The sequence below is a fragment of the Rathayibacter sp. AC182 genome, from assembly GCF_979253875.1.
This window is the reverse complement of record NZ_CEEDEK010000003.1, coordinates 222,704-239,210: the sequence shown is the minus strand read 5'-3', so window position 1 is coordinate 239,210 and position 16,507 is coordinate 222,704. Positions and strand designations below refer to the sequence as shown.

Here is a 16,507-nt window from a genome sequence, read left to right as displayed (position 1 = left end):
GCTCAGCGTGCCGCTTCCGCGACGACGGCCTCGAGCGCGGCGCCGATCGCCGACACGTCGGAACCGCCACCCTGGGCGAGATCCGGCTTGCCGCCTCCGCCGCCGCCGAGGACTCCCGCGGCGAGCTTGGCGAGGGTCCGGCCTTCGCGCCGGCGTCGCGAGCGGCCTGGTTGGTCGCGACGATCACGGCAGGCTTGCCCGGACACGTCCGCGGCCAGGGCCACCAGGGCGGCCTCGGAGCCGAGTCGCTCGCACCGAGGTGACCAGCGAGCGCAGCTCGTCCGCCGATCCGGCCGTGCCGACGTTCTCGGCGACGACGGTCAGCCCGTTCACCCGCCGCTGGTTCGCGACGATCGCGGGGACGCGGTCGGCGAGGGCGCGGGCCTCGAACGCGACGATCCTCTTCTCGGCCGCCTTCAGACTCGCGACGAGGTCCGCGATGCGCTCGGGGAGCTGCTCGCGGGGCGTCTTGAGCGAGGACGAGATCGTGCTGACGAGGGCGCGCTCGGCGGCCAGGTCCTGGAACGCCTCACGGCCGACGAGCGACTCCACCCGGCGGTTCGTCGATCCGACCGACGACTCGCTGACCAGGCTGATGAGCCCGATCTCGGACGAGCTCCCGACGTGGGTGCCGGCGCAGAGCTCGCGCGACCAGGGGCCGCCGATGTCGACGACGCGGACGACGTCGCCGTACTTCTCGCCGAACAGCGCCATGGCGCCGAGCGCCTTCGCCTCGTCGAGGGGCAGCTCGCGCGTGACGACCTCGAGGTTGTCGCGGATCGCGGTGTTCGCGATGTCCTCGATCTCGCTGCGGGTGTCGAGCGACAGCGCCTGGTTCCAGGAGAAGTCGAGGCGGAGGTAGCCGGCCTTGTTGTACGAGGCCGGACTGGTGCGCCTGCGGGCCCAGCACCTGGCGGAGAGCCGCGTGGATCAGGTGCGTGCCGGAGTGCGCCTGGGTCGCCCCGCGCCTCCAGTCGCGGTCGACGACCGACGTCGCCGCGTCGCCGACGCCCACCTCGCCGCTCGCGACCTGGACGGTGTGGCTGATGAGCCCCTTGACGGGCTTCTGCACGTCGAGGACCTCGAGGTCGAAGCCGTTGCCGACGATGCGGCCTGCGTCGGCCTCCTGGCCGCCCGACTCCGCGTAGAGCGACGTGGCCTCGAGGATCACCTCGGCGATGTCGCCGGCCGAGGCCTTGGTCACCGAGCGCCCGCCCACGACCAGGCCGACGACGCGCGACTCGGTGTCGAGCACGTCGTAGCCGGTGAAGAGCGTCTCGCCGTGCGCGCGGAACGCGGCGTAGACCGAGAGGTCGGCGAGGGCCGACTTCTTCGACTTCGCATCGGCCTTGGCGCGGGCGCGCTGAGCCGACATCAGCGAGTCGAAGGCCTCGCGGTCGACGCTGAGCCCGGACTCCTCGGCGATCTCGAGCGTGAGGTCGATCGGGAAGCCGAACGTGTCGTGCAGGAGGAACGCCGTGTCGCCGGGGAGGGTCTCGGCGTCGGCCTTCTTGGTCTTGAGCACCGCGAGGTCGAGGATCTCGGTCCCGGCGGCCAGGGTGCGCAGGAACGCCTCCTCCTCGCCGAACGCGCTGGTCGACAGCCGCTCGTACTCCGTCTGCACCTCGGGGTAGGCGGCGGCCATGGCGTCGCGCGAGGCGGCGAAGAGCTCGGGGAAGACGGCGGTGTCCACGCCGAGCAGGCGCATGGCGCGCACCGTCCGGCGCATCAGCCGGCGCAGGATGTAGCCGCGACCCTCGTTCGACGGGGTGACCCCGTCCGACAGCAGCATGAGCGAGGAGCGCACGTGGTCGGCGATGACGCGCATGCGCACGTCGTCCTCGTGATCGGCGCCGTAGCGGCGGCCCGACAGCTCGGACGCGCGGTCGAGCACCGGGCGCACCTGGTCGATCTCGTACATGTTCTCGACGCCCTGCTTGAGGAACGCGACGCGCTCCAGCCCCATGCCGGTGTCGATGTTCTTGCGCGGGAGCTCGCCGAGGATGTCGAAGTCGACCTTGCTCGTCCCCTCCCCGCGCAGGTACTGCATGAAGACGAGGTTCCAGATCTCGACGTAGCGGTCGTCGTCGGTGGCGGGGCCGCCGTCGATGCCGTAGGCCGGGCCGCGGTCGAAGAAGATCTCGGAGCAGGGGCCGGCCGGTCCGGGCTGACCGGTCGACCAGTAGTTGGTGTCCTTGTCCAGGCGCTGGATCCGCTCGTCGGGCAGGCCCGCGATCTTCTTCCAGAGCGAGATGGCCTCGTCGTCGTCCTTGTAGACGGTGACCCAGAGGTCCTTCTCGTCGAACCCGAGCCCGCCGTCGGCCTCCGTGCCGGTGAGCAGCTCCCAGGCGTAGCCGATCGCCCCCTCCTTGAAGTAGTCGCCGAAGGAGAAGTTGCCGTTCATCTGGAAGAACGTGCCGTGGCGGGGGTCTTGCCGACCTCCTCGATGTCGTTGGTCCGGATGCACTTCTGCACGCTGGTCGCGCGGGGGTACGGCGCGGGGACGACTCCGGTCAGGTACGGCACGAAGGGCACCATGCCGGCGACGGTGAAGAGGAGGCTCGGGTCCTCGCTGACGAGCGAGGCGGACGGCACCACGGTGTGGCCGCGGCCTCCGAAGAAGTCGAGCCAGCGGGTGCGGATTTCAGCGGTCTGCATGGGGTCCGTTACGTGTTCGGTCGGTGTCGACGCGGGAGTCGGATGGGGGCCGGGCGGCCGTGGCGGGGAGGGCGGGTCAGCCCTCGCCGATGGCGGCCTTCAGCTCGGCCTCGCGCTGGTGGTAGCCCTCGGAGACGGCGTCGCCGAGCTCCTTCGCCGTGCGGTTGAGATCCTCGAAGAGGCGGGCGCCGGCGGCGGTGCGGGCGACCTGGTGCGCGAGCGCGAAGCCGAGACCGATCCCGACGACGACCAGGACGAAGTTCTTCACGGAGGTTCCTTCCACGGCGGGGGCGACGGGCGACGCGTCGGAGCGCGACCGCCCAGTCGATTGTAGGGCGCGAGTCTGCGGCTACCGGGAGGAGGGCCTGCGGGTGCGCTTGGAGCGCTTCGCCGCCGTCTTCCCCGCCGCCTCGCCGACCGCGTCCGCCGTGCGACCGGCCACCAGGACGGCGCGGACGCCCGCGGTGAAGCCCGCGAGCTTGATCAGCGGACCGCCGATCGTGGCCGCAGTGAGGGCGACGAGCGCGTTCACGTTGCCGGTGACCTCGGCCACGTCCTTCGTGATCGTGTCGACCCGCGCGAGCTGCTGGTTGGCCTCGCGGAGGGTGGAGGCGGACTCGTCCAGGATCGGGGTGAGGCCGTCGCTGGCCTGCTTGATCGCCTCGCTGGTGCTGTCGAACACGCGACCCAGCTTCCACAGCGGGATCGCCGCGATCGCGACCAGGATCGCGAACACTCCTGCGGCGATGAGTCCTGCGATGTCTCCACCGGTCACGGTGACCTCCGTTCGGCGCCGCCCGATGCGGCACTCCAGCCTAGCGACGCTCCGCGGAGCGCTGCGGCAGGGGCGGTGCGCGTGCCGTGCCCCGGGACGACGGAAGGCCCCTGCGGTGAGCAGGGCCTTCCGGGACGACGGTCGGACGACCGGGTCAGGAGTGGATCAGCGGGCGGCGTAGTACTCGACGACCAGCTGGACCTCGCAGGTCACGGGGACCTCGGCGCGCTTCGGGCGGCAGCAGCGTCGCCTGGAGCTTGTCGATCTCGACCTCGAGGTAGCCCGGGGTCTTGGGGAGGACGTCGACGTGGCCACCGGCGGCGGCGACCTGGAACGGCTCGGTGCCCTCGGAGCGGGTCTTGACGTGGATGACCTGGCCCGGCTTCACACGGAAGGAGGGGCGGTCGACCGTCTTGCCGTCCACCATGATGTGGCGGTGCGTGACGAACTGGCGGGCCTGCGCGGTGGTGCGGGCGAAGCCCGAGCGCAGGACGAGGGCGTCGAGGCGCATCTCGAGGAGCTCGACCAGGTTCTCACCGGTCAGGCCCTGGGTGCGGCGCGCCTCGGCGAACGCGATGCGGAGCTGCTTCTCGCGGATGCCGTACTGGGCGCGCAGACGCTGCTTCTCACGCAGGCGGACCGCGTAGTCGGAGTCGGCCTTGCGCTTCGAGCGGCCGTGCTCACCGGGAGCGTAGGGACGCTTCTCGAGGTAGCGGGCCGCCTTCGGGGTCAGCGGGATGCCGAGGGCGCGCGAGAGGCGCGTCTTCGAACGGGAACGGGAGGTCGTCGACACTGTGGTCCTTCCAAGGTCTGAGAGGTTCGATCGCAGCTCTCGCCTGCGCTCTCCGGGAGGAGAGCGGGCGCCGTGGTCGTGTCCGGTCGCGGGTGCGTCCGGAAGGGTGACCGCGGTGACGAGCTGCGCGATTCAGAGGGATGCGCTGCTCCGCTCGGCTACAGAGCGGTGGGCAACCGCAGAAGACTATCACGGACGGCCGCCGTGCGCCGATCTCACCCGCCGCGGATGATCCGCATGAGCTTCGCGAGTCGGGCCGACACGTCGCGCTCGTTGCCGTGCTCCGTCGGGTCGTAGTAGCGGGCGCCCTCGAGCGCGTCGGGGAGGTACTGCTGCTGCAGCACGCCGAGGTCGGCGTCGTGCGGATAGCGGTACCCCTTGCCGTGCCCGAGCCGCTTCGCGCCGGGGTAGTGCGCGTCGCGCAGATGCGGAGGCACCCGGCCGGCCTTCCCCGCGCGGACATCGGCGATCGCTGCGTCGAGCGCCGTGTAGGAGGCGTTGGACTTCGGCGCGGTCGCGAGGTGCACGACCGCCTGCGCGAGCGGGATGCGACCCTCGGGCATCCCGATGAGCTGCACCGCATCGGCGGCGGCGACCGCGATGACGAGCGCCTGCGGATCGGCCATGCCGATGTCCTCCGACGCCGAGACGATGATCCGCCTGGCGATGAAGCGCGGGTCCTCCCCCGCCTCGATCATCCGGGCCAGGTAGTGCAGCGCCGCATCGACGTCGGAGCCGCGGATCGACTTGATGAAGGCGCTGATGACGTCGTAGTGCTCGTCGCCGTTGCGGTCGTAGCGCAGCAGGGCGCGATCGACGGCCCGGGCGACGATCTCGGTGGTGATGAGCGGGAGCTCGGGCTCCTCGGGCGGCGAGTCGCCCTCGACGGGCGCGTCGTCGTCCTCGTCGTCCTCGTCCTCCGGCTCGGCCGTCCGGGCGGCGCGGTCGGCCTCGCGCGCGTCCGACCTGGCCGAGGTGGCCGCCGCCTCGAGCGCCGTGAGCGCCCGTCGGGCGTCTCCGGAGGCGAGGCGGATGATGCTCGCCCGCGCCTCGGGATCGAGCGCGACCGTCGCTCGCAGGCCCCGCTCGTCGACGAGGGCGCGGTCGACGAGCACGCCGAGGTCGTCGTCGCTCAGCGGCTCGAGGGTGAGCAGCAGCGAGCGCGACAGCAGGGCGCGATCACCGAGAAGGACGGGTTCTCGGTGGTCGCGGCGATGAGGATGACCCAGCCGTTCTCGACGCCGGGCAGCAGGGCGTCCTGCTGCGCCTTGGTGAAGCGGTGGATCTCGTCGAGGAAGAGGACCGTCGAGGTGCCGTAGAGATCGCGGGTCGAGAGCGCCTCCTCCATCACCTGGCGCACGTCCTTCACTCCGGCGGTGACCGCCGAGAGCTCGACGAACCGGCGGCCGCTGGAGTGGGCGACCGCCTGCGCGAGCGTCGTCTTCCCGGTGCCGGGCGGACCCCACAGGATCACCGACACGGCACCGCGCTCGCCCGTGGTGTCGGCCGCGAGGGCGACCAGCGGCGAGCCCCGCGTGAGCAGGTGGCGCTGGCCGGCGACCTCGTCGAGGCTGCGCGGGCGCATCCGCACGGCGAGCGGAGTCGCGCCGGAGCGGAGTCCGGCCTGCTGCATGGTCATGCCCGCAAGCGTAACGAGGGCCCCCGACACCCGCGTCGGGCGGCGGAGCGGCGTGTGGAGTCGCCGCGCCGATTCTCGTAGGCTCATCGCGGTCTGCGCCCCGCGCGGACCGCCGCGCCGACCGGGGCGCGATGGGAGACGTCGGAGGAACACGTGGTTCAGGAAGTCGAACGACCGCGAGGCGCGCACCCGGCTGAGGGCCTACCAGGCCCGGCAGGCCCTGCACCGCACCCGATCCGCCCGCCGCCGGCGCGACAACGTGATCGCGGCCGTCGCCGGCGTCGTCGTCCTCGCCCTCGCCGCCGTCGCCCAGATCCTCTACTTCTCGGGCGGGCCGGGCACGCCCGTCGCCGAGCCGTCGTCCACCGCGAGCGCGACTCCCGCTCCCACCGCGACCGGGCAGAACACGGGCGACGTCCCCTCGAGCGACATCGCCGAGGGCCGCGACTGGACCGGCGAGATGACGATCAACGCCGACGCGCTCGGCATCACGCTGGCGGGCGCCGCGGCTCCCAGGCCGTCTCCTCCTTCCTCTCGCTCGCTCAGTCGGGGTTCTACGACGGCGTCTCCTGCCACCGGCTCACCACCGAGGGCCTGTTCGTCCTGCAGTGCGGCGACCCCGACGGCGACGGCACCGGAGGACCTGGCTACAGCTACGGCCCCGTCGAGAACGCCCCCGAGGACGGCCTCTACCCGGCCGGCACCATCGCGATGGCCCGCCAGTCGGGCAACGGCTACAGCCAGGGCAGCCAGTTCTTCGTCGTCTACGAGGACACGACGCTCCCCGCCGACGCCGCCGGCGGCTACACCGTCATCGGGCAGGTCACCTCGGGCCTGGACGCCCTGGTCGCCGACGTCGTCTCGAAGGGCACCGCCGACGGCTCCGCTGACGGCGCGCCCGCGGAGCCCGTGGCGATCACCTCCGTCTCGGTGCAGTAGGCGCGGCGCGCCCCTCGCCCGACCGGGGTGCAGGAGCCGGGGGCGCCCCTGTGCAATAGGCTGAACGTCACTGCCCGTTCGCGGCCGAGCGCGGTACCCGGCCTACCGGCCGTCGAGCCCGATCGGCCACCGACGCGACGGACATCGAACAGCACGACATCGAACAGCAAGGTGAGGCTCCGAGCGATGAGTGACCAGCAGCCGTGGGGACGAGTCGACGACGACGGGACGGTCTACGTCCGAGTCGGAGACGGGGAGCGCGAGGTCGGCCAGTACCCCGATGCCACCCCAGAGGAGGCGCTCGCCTACTACGAGCGCAAGTACACCGAGCTGGCCGGGCAGGTCTCCCTGCTCGAGCAGCGGGCGAAGCGGGGTGCTCCCGCCGCCGACGTCGCCCGGACGGTCCAGTCGCTGACCGCGGCGATCGCCGAGGCGCACGCCGTCGGTGATCTCGAGGCGCTGCAGACGCGCGTCAGCGCGCTGAGCGGCTCGGTCGAGGACCTCTCCGAGCAGCAGGCCGCCGAGTCCAAGGCCGTGCTGGCCGAGGCTCTCGCGTACCGCGAGGCGATCGTCGCGGAGGCGGAGGCCCTGGCCGCCGTCGATCCCGCCAAGACGCAGTGGAAGCAGGCGAGCGCGGCGATCGACGAGCTGTTCGCCCGATGGCAGAGCCACCAGCAGCAGGGGCCCCGCCTGCCCAAGAACGAGGCCAACGAGCTCTGGCGCCGCTTCCGCGGTGCCCGCACGACCATCGAGCAGAACCGCAAGGCGTTCTTCGCCGACCTCGACTCCGCGCACCGCGAGGCCAAGGCCGCGAAGCAGGCGCTGATCGACCAGGCGGAGGCCCTCGTGCCGCGCGGCGCCGAGGCGATCCCCGAGTACCGCACCCTCCTCGGAGAGCTGGCGGGTCGCCGGTCGAGCGGGCAAGCGGTTCGACGACGCGCTCTGGGCGCGGTTCAAGGCCGCCGGCGATGCGATCTACGGCGCGAAGGCCGAGATCGTCGCCCAGGAGAGCGTCGAGTACACCGAGAACCTCGACCGCAAGCTCGCGCTGCTCGAGGAGGCGGAGCCGCTCCTGCAGGAGCAGGATCGCGAGAAGGCGAAGCGCGCCCTGCTCTCCGTCCAGGAGCGCTGGGACGAGGTCGGACGCGTGCCGCGCGAGCAGGTCCGCACGATCGAGGACCGGCTCCGCAAGGTCGAGGCGCACGTGCGCAAGCTCGACGAGGAGCATTGGAACCGCAGCAACCCGGAGCGCAAGGCCCGCTCGGAGGGGCTCGCCTCCCAGCTGACCTCGGCGATCCAGAAGCTGCAGGACGAGCTCGACGAGGCGAAGGCCCGCGGCGACCGCGCCGCCATCGCCCAGGCGCAGGAGGCCCTCGACGCCCGCAAGGTGTGGCTGGACGCGCTGGGCTGATCCCCGAGGGGCTGATCCGGGTGGAGGTCCTCCTCCACCGTCCGGATCCGTCCACAGATCCGCAGAAGCGCCTCCGGAGGGGAGTCGCGTCGTCCACTCTCGTGGGATGACGCGACTCCCTCCGTTCTGCTTCCCGGGCACCCTCCCCCTCGCCGAGCTCTGCGCGGCCCGACTCGACGGGGAGCTGCGAGCCCTCGACGAGGGCTTCGTCGTCTCCGACCTGCCGACGGGTGCCGCCGAGCGCGGAGCGGCGCTGCTGGCCGTGCTCCCCCGCGGCACCGTCGCCGATCGACTCAGCGCCGCCTGGGTCCACGGGGCGATGTCGGACGCACCGTCCGTGCACAGCGCATCGATCGACCGCCGCCACCGGCTGCATCCGCCGCGGATGGCGCGGCTGCGCTACCACGAGGTGCGCCTCTCCGACTCCGAGGTCGTCACCCTCGGCGGGTGCGCGGTCACCACTCCCGTGCGCACCCTCGTCGATCTGGCGAGGATCGCGACGGCATGCGACGACGACCTGCTCCGCTCGCTCGCGGCCGTCACCGGGACGTCCCTCGACGCGGTGCTGGCGCACCTCACCGCGGCGGGCACGGCCGTGGCGGGCCGCCGCATCGCCGAGAGCCGGCTGGCGGCCGCGCTCGACGCGCGGCCGCCGGATCCGGGGTCAGCCCGCGCTGACCCGGTAGACGTCGTAGACGGCGTCGATGCGGCGCACGGCGTTCAGCACCCGGTCGAGGTGCGTCGTGTCGCCCATCTCGAAGACGAAGCGGCTGATCGCCAGCCGGTCGCTCGAGGTCGAGACGGTCGCCGACAGGATGTTCACGTGGTGCTCGGAGAGCACGCGGGTCACATCGCTGAGAAGTCCGGAGCGATCGAGGGCCTCGACCTGGATCTGCACCAGGAAGATGCTCTTGGACGACGGCGCCCACTCGACGTCGACGATGCGCTCGGGCTCCTTGAGGAGCTCCTGCACGTTGTGGCAGTTGGCCTGGTGCACCGAGACGCCCGCCCCGCGCGTGACGAATCCCACGATCTGATCGCCCGGCACCGGGGTGCAGCACTTGGCGAGCTTGACCAGGATGTCGGGGGCGCCCTTGACGAGCACGCCGGACTCGCTGCTGCGGCTGCGCGGACGCGGGGAGCGAGGAGGGTGACCTCGTTCTCGTCCGACTCCGGATCGCCCTGGATCGAGGCGACGACCTTCTCGAGCACCGACTGGGTCGAGACGTGCCCCTCGCCGACGGCCGCGTAGAGCGCCTCGACGTCGTTGTAGCGCAGCTGGCTCGCCACCTCGGTGAAGGTGTCCTGGCTCATCAGCTTCTGCAGCGGCAGGTTCTGCTTGCGCATCGCCCGGGCGATCGAGTCCTTGCCCTGCTCGATGGCCTCGTCGCGCCGCTCCTTGGTGAACCACTGGCGGATCTTGTTGCGGGCCCGAGGGCTCTGCACGAAGTTCAGCCAGTCCTGGCTGGGCCCGCTGTCGGGGTTCTTCGAGGTGAAGACCTCGACGACGTCGCCGGTCGTCAGCGAGGACTCGAGCGGCACGAGGCGGCCGTTGACCTTCGCGCCCATGGTGCGGTGGCCGACCTCGGTGTGCACCGCATAGGCGAAGTCGACGGGGGTCGCTCCGGTGGGCAGGCCGATGACCCGGCCCTTCGGAGTGAAGACGTAGACCTCCTTGGCGCCGATCTCGAAGCGGAGGGAGTCGAGGAACTCGTTCGGGTCCGTCGTCTCGGACTGCCAGTCCGAGAGGTGCGCGAGCCAGGCGAGGTCGGTGTCGTTCGAACCGGACGTGGGCACCTTGCCCGTCGCCATCTGCTCCTTGTACTTCCAGTGCGCCGCGATGCCGAACTCGGCGTGCTGGTGCATCTCGTTGGTGCGTATCTGGATCTCGACCGCGCGGCCCTTGGGGCCGACCACCGTCGTGTGCAGCGACTGGTACAGGTTGAACTTGGGAGTCGCGATGTAGTCCTTGAAGCGGCCCGGCATCGGGGTCCACCGCGCGTGGATCGAGCCCAGCACCGCGTAGCAGTCGCGCACCGAGTTCACGAGCACGCGGATGCCCACGAGGTCGTAGATCTCGTCGAACTCGCGACCTCGCACCACCATCTTCTGGTAGATCGAGTAGTACTGCTTCGGACGGCCGACGACCCGGCCCCTGATCTTGCCGGCGCGCAGATCCTCGCCGATGAGGTCGATCACGCTCTGGACGAACTCCTCGCGCTGAGGCGTCCGCCGCTTCACGAGGCTCTCGATCTCGTTGTAGATCTTGGGGTACAGCACCGCGAACGACAGGTCCTCGAGCTCCCACTTGATGGCCTGGATTCCCAGGCGGTGCGCGAGGGGCGCGTAGATCTCGAGGGTCTCGGTAGCCTTGCGCGCGGCGGACTCGGCCGGCACGAACCCCCAGGTGCGTGCGTTGTGCAGCCGGTCGGCGAGCTTGATGATGAGGACGCGGATGTCCTTCGACATCGCCACGATCATCTTGCGGACGGTCTCGGCCTGGGCGCTGTCGCCGTACTTGACCTTATCGAGCTTGGTGACGCCGTCGACCAGCATCGCGACCTCGTCGCCGAAGTCGGCGCGGAGCTCGTCGAGCTTGTAGTCGGTGTCCTCGACGGTGTCGTGCAGGAGGGCCGCGGCGATGGTCTTCGAGCCGATGCCCAGGTCGGCCAGGATCTGCGCGACCGCGAGCGGGTGCGTGATGTAGGGCTCTCCACTGCGGCGCTTCTGCCCCGCGTGGGGCCGCTCCGCGACGGAGTAGGCGCGCTCGATGAGGGCGATGTCGCTCTTGGGGTGGTGCATCCGCACCGTGCGCACGAGGGTGTCGACCGCACCGCTCGGCTGCGCGCGCGAGAAGATCCGAGGGACCAGTCTGCGCAGGGCAGCGGTGGACGACGTGGTCGTGGTTTCCGTCACGCGGGCATCTCCATCGCCCCATTATCGCGCCTGCGGAGCGCTCCGATGACCCATCCGCCCAGGGCGGACCCGGCGGTCCTCAGTCGATCCGACCGGGACGGCCCTCGTCGTCGACCACATCGCCGCCGGCGGCCGCCCACGCGGTCATCCCGGCCTCCACGTTCGCCGCCTCGTACCCCGCACCCTCGAGCGCCTGCACGACCATCGCCGACCGGACCCCGGAGTGGCAGACGACCAGGATGGGCGCCTCTGCGGGCAGCTCGTCCTGCCGTGCACCGATCGAGTTCATCGGGATGTGGTGGGCGGCGGAGGCGTGCCCGAGAGCCCACTCGTGCGGCTCCCGCACGTCCAGGAGCCACACCTCGTCGCGGGACACGAGACCGATCGCGTCCGCCGCCGAGACCTGCGAGTACTCGGCCATCAGGCGCCCTCTACGACCGGCGTGCCGGCCTTGAGACGGGCGGCCTCGACGCGCTTGTCGTGCCGGGACACGTCGACCTCGCGGTCTGCGCAGCTGCGCGTAGAGCGGCGCCGCCACGAAGATCGTCGAGTAGGTGCCGACGATGATGCCGATCAGCAGCGCGAGGGAGATGTCGCGGAGCGTGCCGGCCCCGAGCACGAACGCACCGATCACGAGGATCGCACCGACGGGCAGCGCCGCGACGATCGAGGTGTTGATCGAGCGCACGAGCGTCTGGTTCTCGGCCAGGTTGACCGTCTCGGAGAACGTCCTCGTCGTGCTGCCGAGCGCCTCCACCGTGTTCTCGCGGATCTTGTCGAAGACCACGACGGTGTCGTAGAGGGAGTAGCCGAGGATCGTCAGGAGGCCGATGACCGCGGCCGGCGACACCTCCGTGCCGGTGATGCCGTAGACGCCGGCGACGATGACGAGGTCGTGCACGAGCGCGACGATGGCCGCCAGCGACATCTTCCAGGTGCGGAAGTACGCCCACATCGCCAGGGACGCCAGCACCACGAAGATGATGAGGCCCCGGAGGGCCTGCTGCGTGATGTCGTTGCCCCACGACGCTCCGATGAAGGAGGACGTGACCTGGTCGTTGCCGACGTCGTACGCCTCGGCGAGCGAGTTGCGCACGGCGGTCGACTCGTCGGTCGAGAGCTGGTCGGTCTGGACGCGGATCGAGTCGTCGCCCACGACCGAGACGCGCGGCACGGTCTCGGGCGAGACCGCGGTGACCGCGTCGGTGGCGGTCGCCTGGTCGAGGCTCGACGGCGAGGACACCGTGAACTCGGAGCCGCCGGTGAACTCGATGCTGAAGTTGAACCCGCCGCGGGCGACGGTCCCGAGGACGGTGATCAGGATCAGGACGAGCGAGATCAGGTACCAGGTGCGCCCGCCGGCCGACGAAGTCGATCGAGCGCTTGCCGGTGTAGAGGTCGTTGCCGAACTGCGAGAAGCTGGCCATCACGCGTCCTTGGTCGAGTCGGAGGAACCGGCGGTGCGGGCCGCCTCGGCGGCCTTGCGCTCGGCGATGGTCTGGCGCTTCGCCGCTTCGCGGGCGGCGGAGGAGCCCTTGCCCGCGACCACGGCGTCCTGCGGACGGAACGCCGCTCGGCCGCGGTAGACCGCACCGAGAGCCCGCGGATCGAGGCCGGACAGCCGGTGCCCGTCCGAGAAGAACTTCGTCGTCGCGAGCAGCTGCAGCATCGGATGCGTGAAGAGGATCACGACCACGAGGTCGATGAGAGTCGTGATGCCCAGCGTGAAGGCGAAGCCGCGGACGCTGCCGACGGCGAGGATGAAGAGCACCACGGCGGCGAGCAGGTTCACCATGTCGGAGGCGAAGATCGTGCGCAGGGCCCGTCGCCAGCCGGCCTCGACAGCGGACTCCAGCCCCCGGCCGTCGCGCAGCTCGTCGCGGATCCGCTCGAAGTAGACGATGAACGAGTCCGCGGTGATGCCGATCGCGACGATGAGGCCCGCGACGCCCGCGAGCGACAGCCGCAGGCCCTCCCGCCGCGACAGGAGCGTCACGACGAGGTAGGTGACGACGGCCGCCACGATCAGCGAGGCGATCGTGACCGCTCCGAGCACCCGGTACTGGGCGAGGGAGTAGACGACGACGAGGATCAGTCCGATCACACCCGCCAGCAGGCCGCTCGCGAGCTGGGCGGTGCCCAGGGTCGCCGAGATGCTGTCCGAGCTCTGCACCTGGAAGCCGATCGGCAGTGCGCCGTACTTGAGCTGGTCCGCGAGGGTCTTGGACGACTCCTGCGTGAAGGACCCGGTGATCTGGGCGTTGCCGTCGGTGATGGCGGCATTGGTGGACGGGGCCGAGATGACGCGGCCGTCGAGGACGATCGCGAACTGGTTCTGGGCGCCCTGCAGCGCGACGAGGCGCGTGGTCACGTCCGAGAACGCCGTGGTCCCGGCGTCGTCGAAGGAGAGGTTGACCGCCCACGTGCCGGTGCTCGCACCGGACTGGGTCGTCACCAGGCCGTTGGAGGCGTCGGCGATGTCCTGGCCCGTCACCTCGACGGGGCCGAGGATGTACTTCACCGTGCCGGTGTCGTCGCACGTGATCAGCGGCTGGTCGGCCGGCGCGAGGTTGGGGTCCTGGCTGTTCAGGAACGCGCAGTCGAAGGCGGTGTACTGCGCCTCGAGCGCCGGAGTGATGTACGCGAGGTCGCTCGCGTTCGTCGGCTCGGCCGTGGGCTCCGTGGCGAGCGACGGATCGACGGGCGTCGGCGTCGGCGAGGACGTCGCGTCGCCGCCGACCGCGGTGTTCGTCGCCTGGCTGCCGACGAGGACCGGGCGGAAGTCGAGCTTCGCGGACGCCTCGATGCGCTGGAGCGTCTCGTCGTCGGGGGTCCCGGGGATCGAGACGACGATGTTGCTCGAGCCCTGCGTCGTGATCTCGGCCTCGGAGACGCCCGAGGCGTCGATGCGCTGGCGGATGATCGAGACGGCCTGGGTCAGCTGCTCGGACGAGACGGTGTCGCCGTCGTTCAGCTGCGGCTGGAGGACGATCTGCGTCCCGCCCTCGAGGTCGAGGGCGAGCTTCGGCGTCCAGGACCCGCCGCCCCAGAGGACGGCGGCGGTGTTCAGTCCGACGAGAGCCAGGATCAGGACACCGAGCCAGCTCAGGGAGCGCCGGGCCTTCCGGACGGGGGTTGATGCGGCCACCCAGGGCTCAGCTTTCTCTTCGGTCGACGATGACGGCCCGGATCCGGGCGCGGACAGGAAGGGCGGGCCGGACGCTCTCGCGCTCCGGCCCGCCCTGGAGACTACTGGGCGTCCGGCTTGCGGTCGCGCTCGATCGGGTCGACCAGCGGGTCGCCCTGGTGAGCGGCGTCGCGCTCGCCGAACGCGGGAGCGGCGCCGTCGACGGTGTCGTCCTCGTCGGTCGCGACGACGTTCTCGCTCGGGTCGATGAGGCGCGCGATGGCCTGGCGGTGGATCGTCAGCAGGGTGCCGGGGGTCGACTCGATGACGATCTTGTTGGCGTCCTCGTCGATCGACACGACGGTGCCGAAGAGTCCGGACCCCGTCATCAGCTCGACGCCGGGGACCAGGTTGTTCTTCATGTTCTCCGCGTCGCGCTGGCGCTTCTTGTTGTTGCGGAACATGAAGATGATCATCACGGCGAGCAGCAGGACGAGCAGGATGATCGTCGGATCCATGGGTGAGCCTTCCGGAGTGGGTGGCGAGCCCGCGCGGCGTCTCAGCCGGATGCGCGGGATCGAGCGGCCCGTCGGGCCTTGAAGATTATAGGTCATCCCCGAAGAGCGACTGCTGGGAGGCGGCGGCACCGCGCGGGTCGAGCCCGAAGTGGCGCCAGGCCGCGGGAGTGGCGACGCGCCCCCGCGGTGTGCGCGTCAGCAGGCCGATCCTGACGAGGAAGGGCTCGACCACGGCCTCCACGGTCTCGGCCTCCTCGCCCACCGAGACGGCGAGCGTGTTGAGGCCCACCGGTCCCCCGTCGAACCGGGTGAGGACGATCTCCATGACGGCGCGGTCGAGGCGGTCCAGGCCCAGCGGATCGACGTCGTACAGGTCGAGAGCGGCGCGGACGGCGGCGATGTCGGCACGTCCGCCGTGCACCAGGGCGAAGTCGCGCACGCGACGCAGCAGCCGGTTCGCGATGCGAGGTGCCGCGGCAGCGCCCGGCGATCTCGGCGATCGCCTCGGTGTCGATGTCGAGCTCGAGCAGGCGCGCCGCACGGGCGAGGACCTGGCGCAGCTCGTCCTCGGCGTAGAACTCGAGGTGCGCCGTGAAGCCGAAGCGGTCGCGCAGAGGATTGGGCAGCAGACCGGACCGGGTCGTGGCGCCCACGAGGGTGAAGGGCGAGATCCAGCGGGACGGACGTCGCTCCGGCGCCCTTGCCGACCATGATGTCGATCCGGAAGTCCTCCATGGCCAGGTAGAGCATCTCCTCCGCGGAGCGCGCCATGCGGTGGATCTCGTCGATGAAGAGGATCTCGCCGGGCAGCAGGGACGACAGCACCGCGGCCAGGTCGCCGGCGTGCTGGATCGCGGGACCGCTGGACAGCCTCAGCGGCGACGAGCTCTCCTCCGCGACGATCATCGCCAGCGTCGTCTTGCCGAGACCGGGAGGACCCGCGAGCAGGATGTGGTCGGGGGTGCGGCCCTGCATCGCCGCCGCCTTCAGCAGCAGCTCCAGCTGGCCGCGGACCTTCCGCTGGCCGACGAACTCGCTGAGGCTCTTCGGACGCAGGGCGCCCTCGAACGCGATCTCGGCCTCGGAGACGACCTCCGGTCCGAGCAGTCCGTCGCCGCTCACGAGCGGGCCGCCGGACCGAGTCGGGCGAGGGCGAGGCGCAGGAGCGCCTGCACGTTCGCGGCGTCGGACGCCTGGGCGTCGAGGAGGATCTCGTCGACCACCTCGGCGGCGATGCGCTCGGGCCAGCCGAGTCCGACGAGGGCGGAGAGCACGCTCTGCGCGGCGGTCGCCCCGGGACCGGTGCCGCGGGCGGCGCGCGGGCGGACGGCGAGCTTGCCCGCCAGGGACAGGATGATGAGCTTCGCCGTCTTCGGGCCGATGCCGGACACCTTGCGGAACACGGCGTCGTCCTCATCGGCGACGGCCTGCGCGATGCGCTCGGGCTCGACGGCGCCGAGGACCCCCAGAGCCGACTTGGGGCCGACCCCGGTCACCGCGATGAGGAGCTCGAAGATCTCGAGCTGCTCCGCGTCCGGGAACCCGTACAGGGTGAGCGAGTCCTCGCGGACGATGAGCGTGGTCGTGACCGCGGTCTCGTCGCCGACGCGCATCTCGAGCGCGTGCTGCGGAGTCACGTTGACCGCGTAGCCGACGCCGTGGACGTCGATCACGGCGAGACTCCCGCGGGCGGAGAGGACGGTGCCGCGGAGAGAGGAGATCACCGCGTCA

7 protein-coding genes and 6 pseudogenes are annotated in these 16,507 nt (G+C 71.1%); 2 read left to right on the top strand and 11 right to left on the bottom strand.

Features of this window, described 5'->3' with window-relative positions:
* Window positions 1-2: 2 nt before the first annotated feature.
* The 5 genes and pseudogenes from alaS to AC0CII_RS04135 all read right to left on the bottom strand — a co-directional run bounded on the left by alaS (window position 3) and on the right by AC0CII_RS04135 (window position 5,865).
* A pseudogene (alaS, locus tag AC0CII_RS04155) lies at window positions 3-2,658 on the bottom strand (alanine--tRNA ligase).
* Window positions 2,659-2,734: 76 nt separating this feature from the next.
* Window positions 2,735-2,926 carry a hypothetical protein gene (locus tag AC0CII_RS04150; protein ID WP_251942638.1) on the bottom strand — a complete coding sequence of 64 codons (192 nt, stop codon included), beginning with the start codon at window positions 2,924-2,926 and terminating at the stop codon, window positions 2,735-2,737.
* An 81-nt stretch (window positions 2,927-3,007) separates the two neighbouring features.
* Entirely contained in the window at window positions 3,008-3,433 is a 426-nt protein-coding gene (locus AC0CII_RS04145; protein ID WP_465225923.1) for a DUF948 domain-containing protein, read from the bottom strand.
* A 165-nt stretch (window positions 3,434-3,598) separates the two neighbouring features.
* Window positions 3,599-4,226 (bottom strand): annotated as a pseudogene (gene rpsD, locus AC0CII_RS04140) (30S ribosomal protein S4).
* 215 nt (window positions 4,227-4,441) lie between these two features.
* Window positions 4,442-5,865, bottom strand: a pseudogene (locus AC0CII_RS04135) (replication-associated recombination protein A).
* Between the two features lie 153 nt (window positions 5,866-6,018).
* Between AC0CII_RS04135 and AC0CII_RS04130 the strand changes: the two are divergent.
* Both AC0CII_RS04130 and AC0CII_RS04125 read left to right on the top strand, forming a co-directional pair.
* Window positions 6,019-6,804, top strand: coding sequence for a peptidylprolyl isomerase (locus AC0CII_RS04130; protein ID WP_465228731.1), 786 nt, complete (start codon window positions 6,019-6,021; stop codon window positions 6,802-6,804).
* A gap of 186 nt (window positions 6,805-6,990) precedes the next feature.
* A pseudogene (locus AC0CII_RS04125) lies at window positions 6,991-8,215 on the top strand (DUF349 domain-containing protein).
* A gap of 664 nt (window positions 8,216-8,879) precedes the next feature.
* Here AC0CII_RS04125 and AC0CII_RS04120 read toward each other — a convergent pair.
* The 6 genes and pseudogenes from AC0CII_RS04120 to ruvA form a co-directional block, all read right to left on the bottom strand.
* Window positions 8,880-11,131 (bottom strand): annotated as a pseudogene (locus tag AC0CII_RS04120) (RelA/SpoT family protein).
* A gap of 79 nt (window positions 11,132-11,210) precedes the next feature.
* Entirely contained in the window at window positions 11,211-12,449 is a 1,239-nt protein-coding gene (gene secF / locus AC0CII_RS04115) for a protein translocase subunit SecF (RefSeq protein WP_465229041.1), read from the bottom strand.
* 108 nt (window positions 12,450-12,557) lie between these two features.
* Entirely contained in the window at window positions 12,558-14,279 is a 1,722-nt protein-coding gene (gene secD / locus AC0CII_RS04110) for a protein translocase subunit SecD (protein ID WP_465228730.1), read from the bottom strand.
* A 101-nt stretch (window positions 14,280-14,380) separates the two neighbouring features.
* Entirely contained in the window at window positions 14,381-14,776 is a 396-nt protein-coding gene (gene yajC / locus AC0CII_RS04105; protein ID WP_207404953.1) for a preprotein translocase subunit YajC, read from the bottom strand.
* A gap of 85 nt (window positions 14,777-14,861) precedes the next feature.
* A pseudogene (gene ruvB, locus AC0CII_RS04100) lies at window positions 14,862-15,898 on the bottom strand (Holliday junction branch migration DNA helicase RuvB).
* Window positions 15,895-16,500, bottom strand: a complete 606-nt coding sequence (gene ruvA, locus AC0CII_RS04095; RefSeq protein WP_465225927.1) for a Holliday junction branch migration protein RuvA — start codon at window positions 16,498-16,500, stop codon at window positions 15,895-15,897. Before ruvA ends, ruvB begins: the two are co-directional and overlap by 4 nt.
* Window positions 16,501-16,507 lie beyond the last annotated feature (7 nt).

What these genes read in the sequence shown, in the direction of transcription:
- yajC (WP_207404953.1), bottom strand. Translation starts at nt 14,776, where the DNA reads ATGGATCCGACGATCATCCTGCTCGTCCTGCTGCTCGCCGTGATGATC.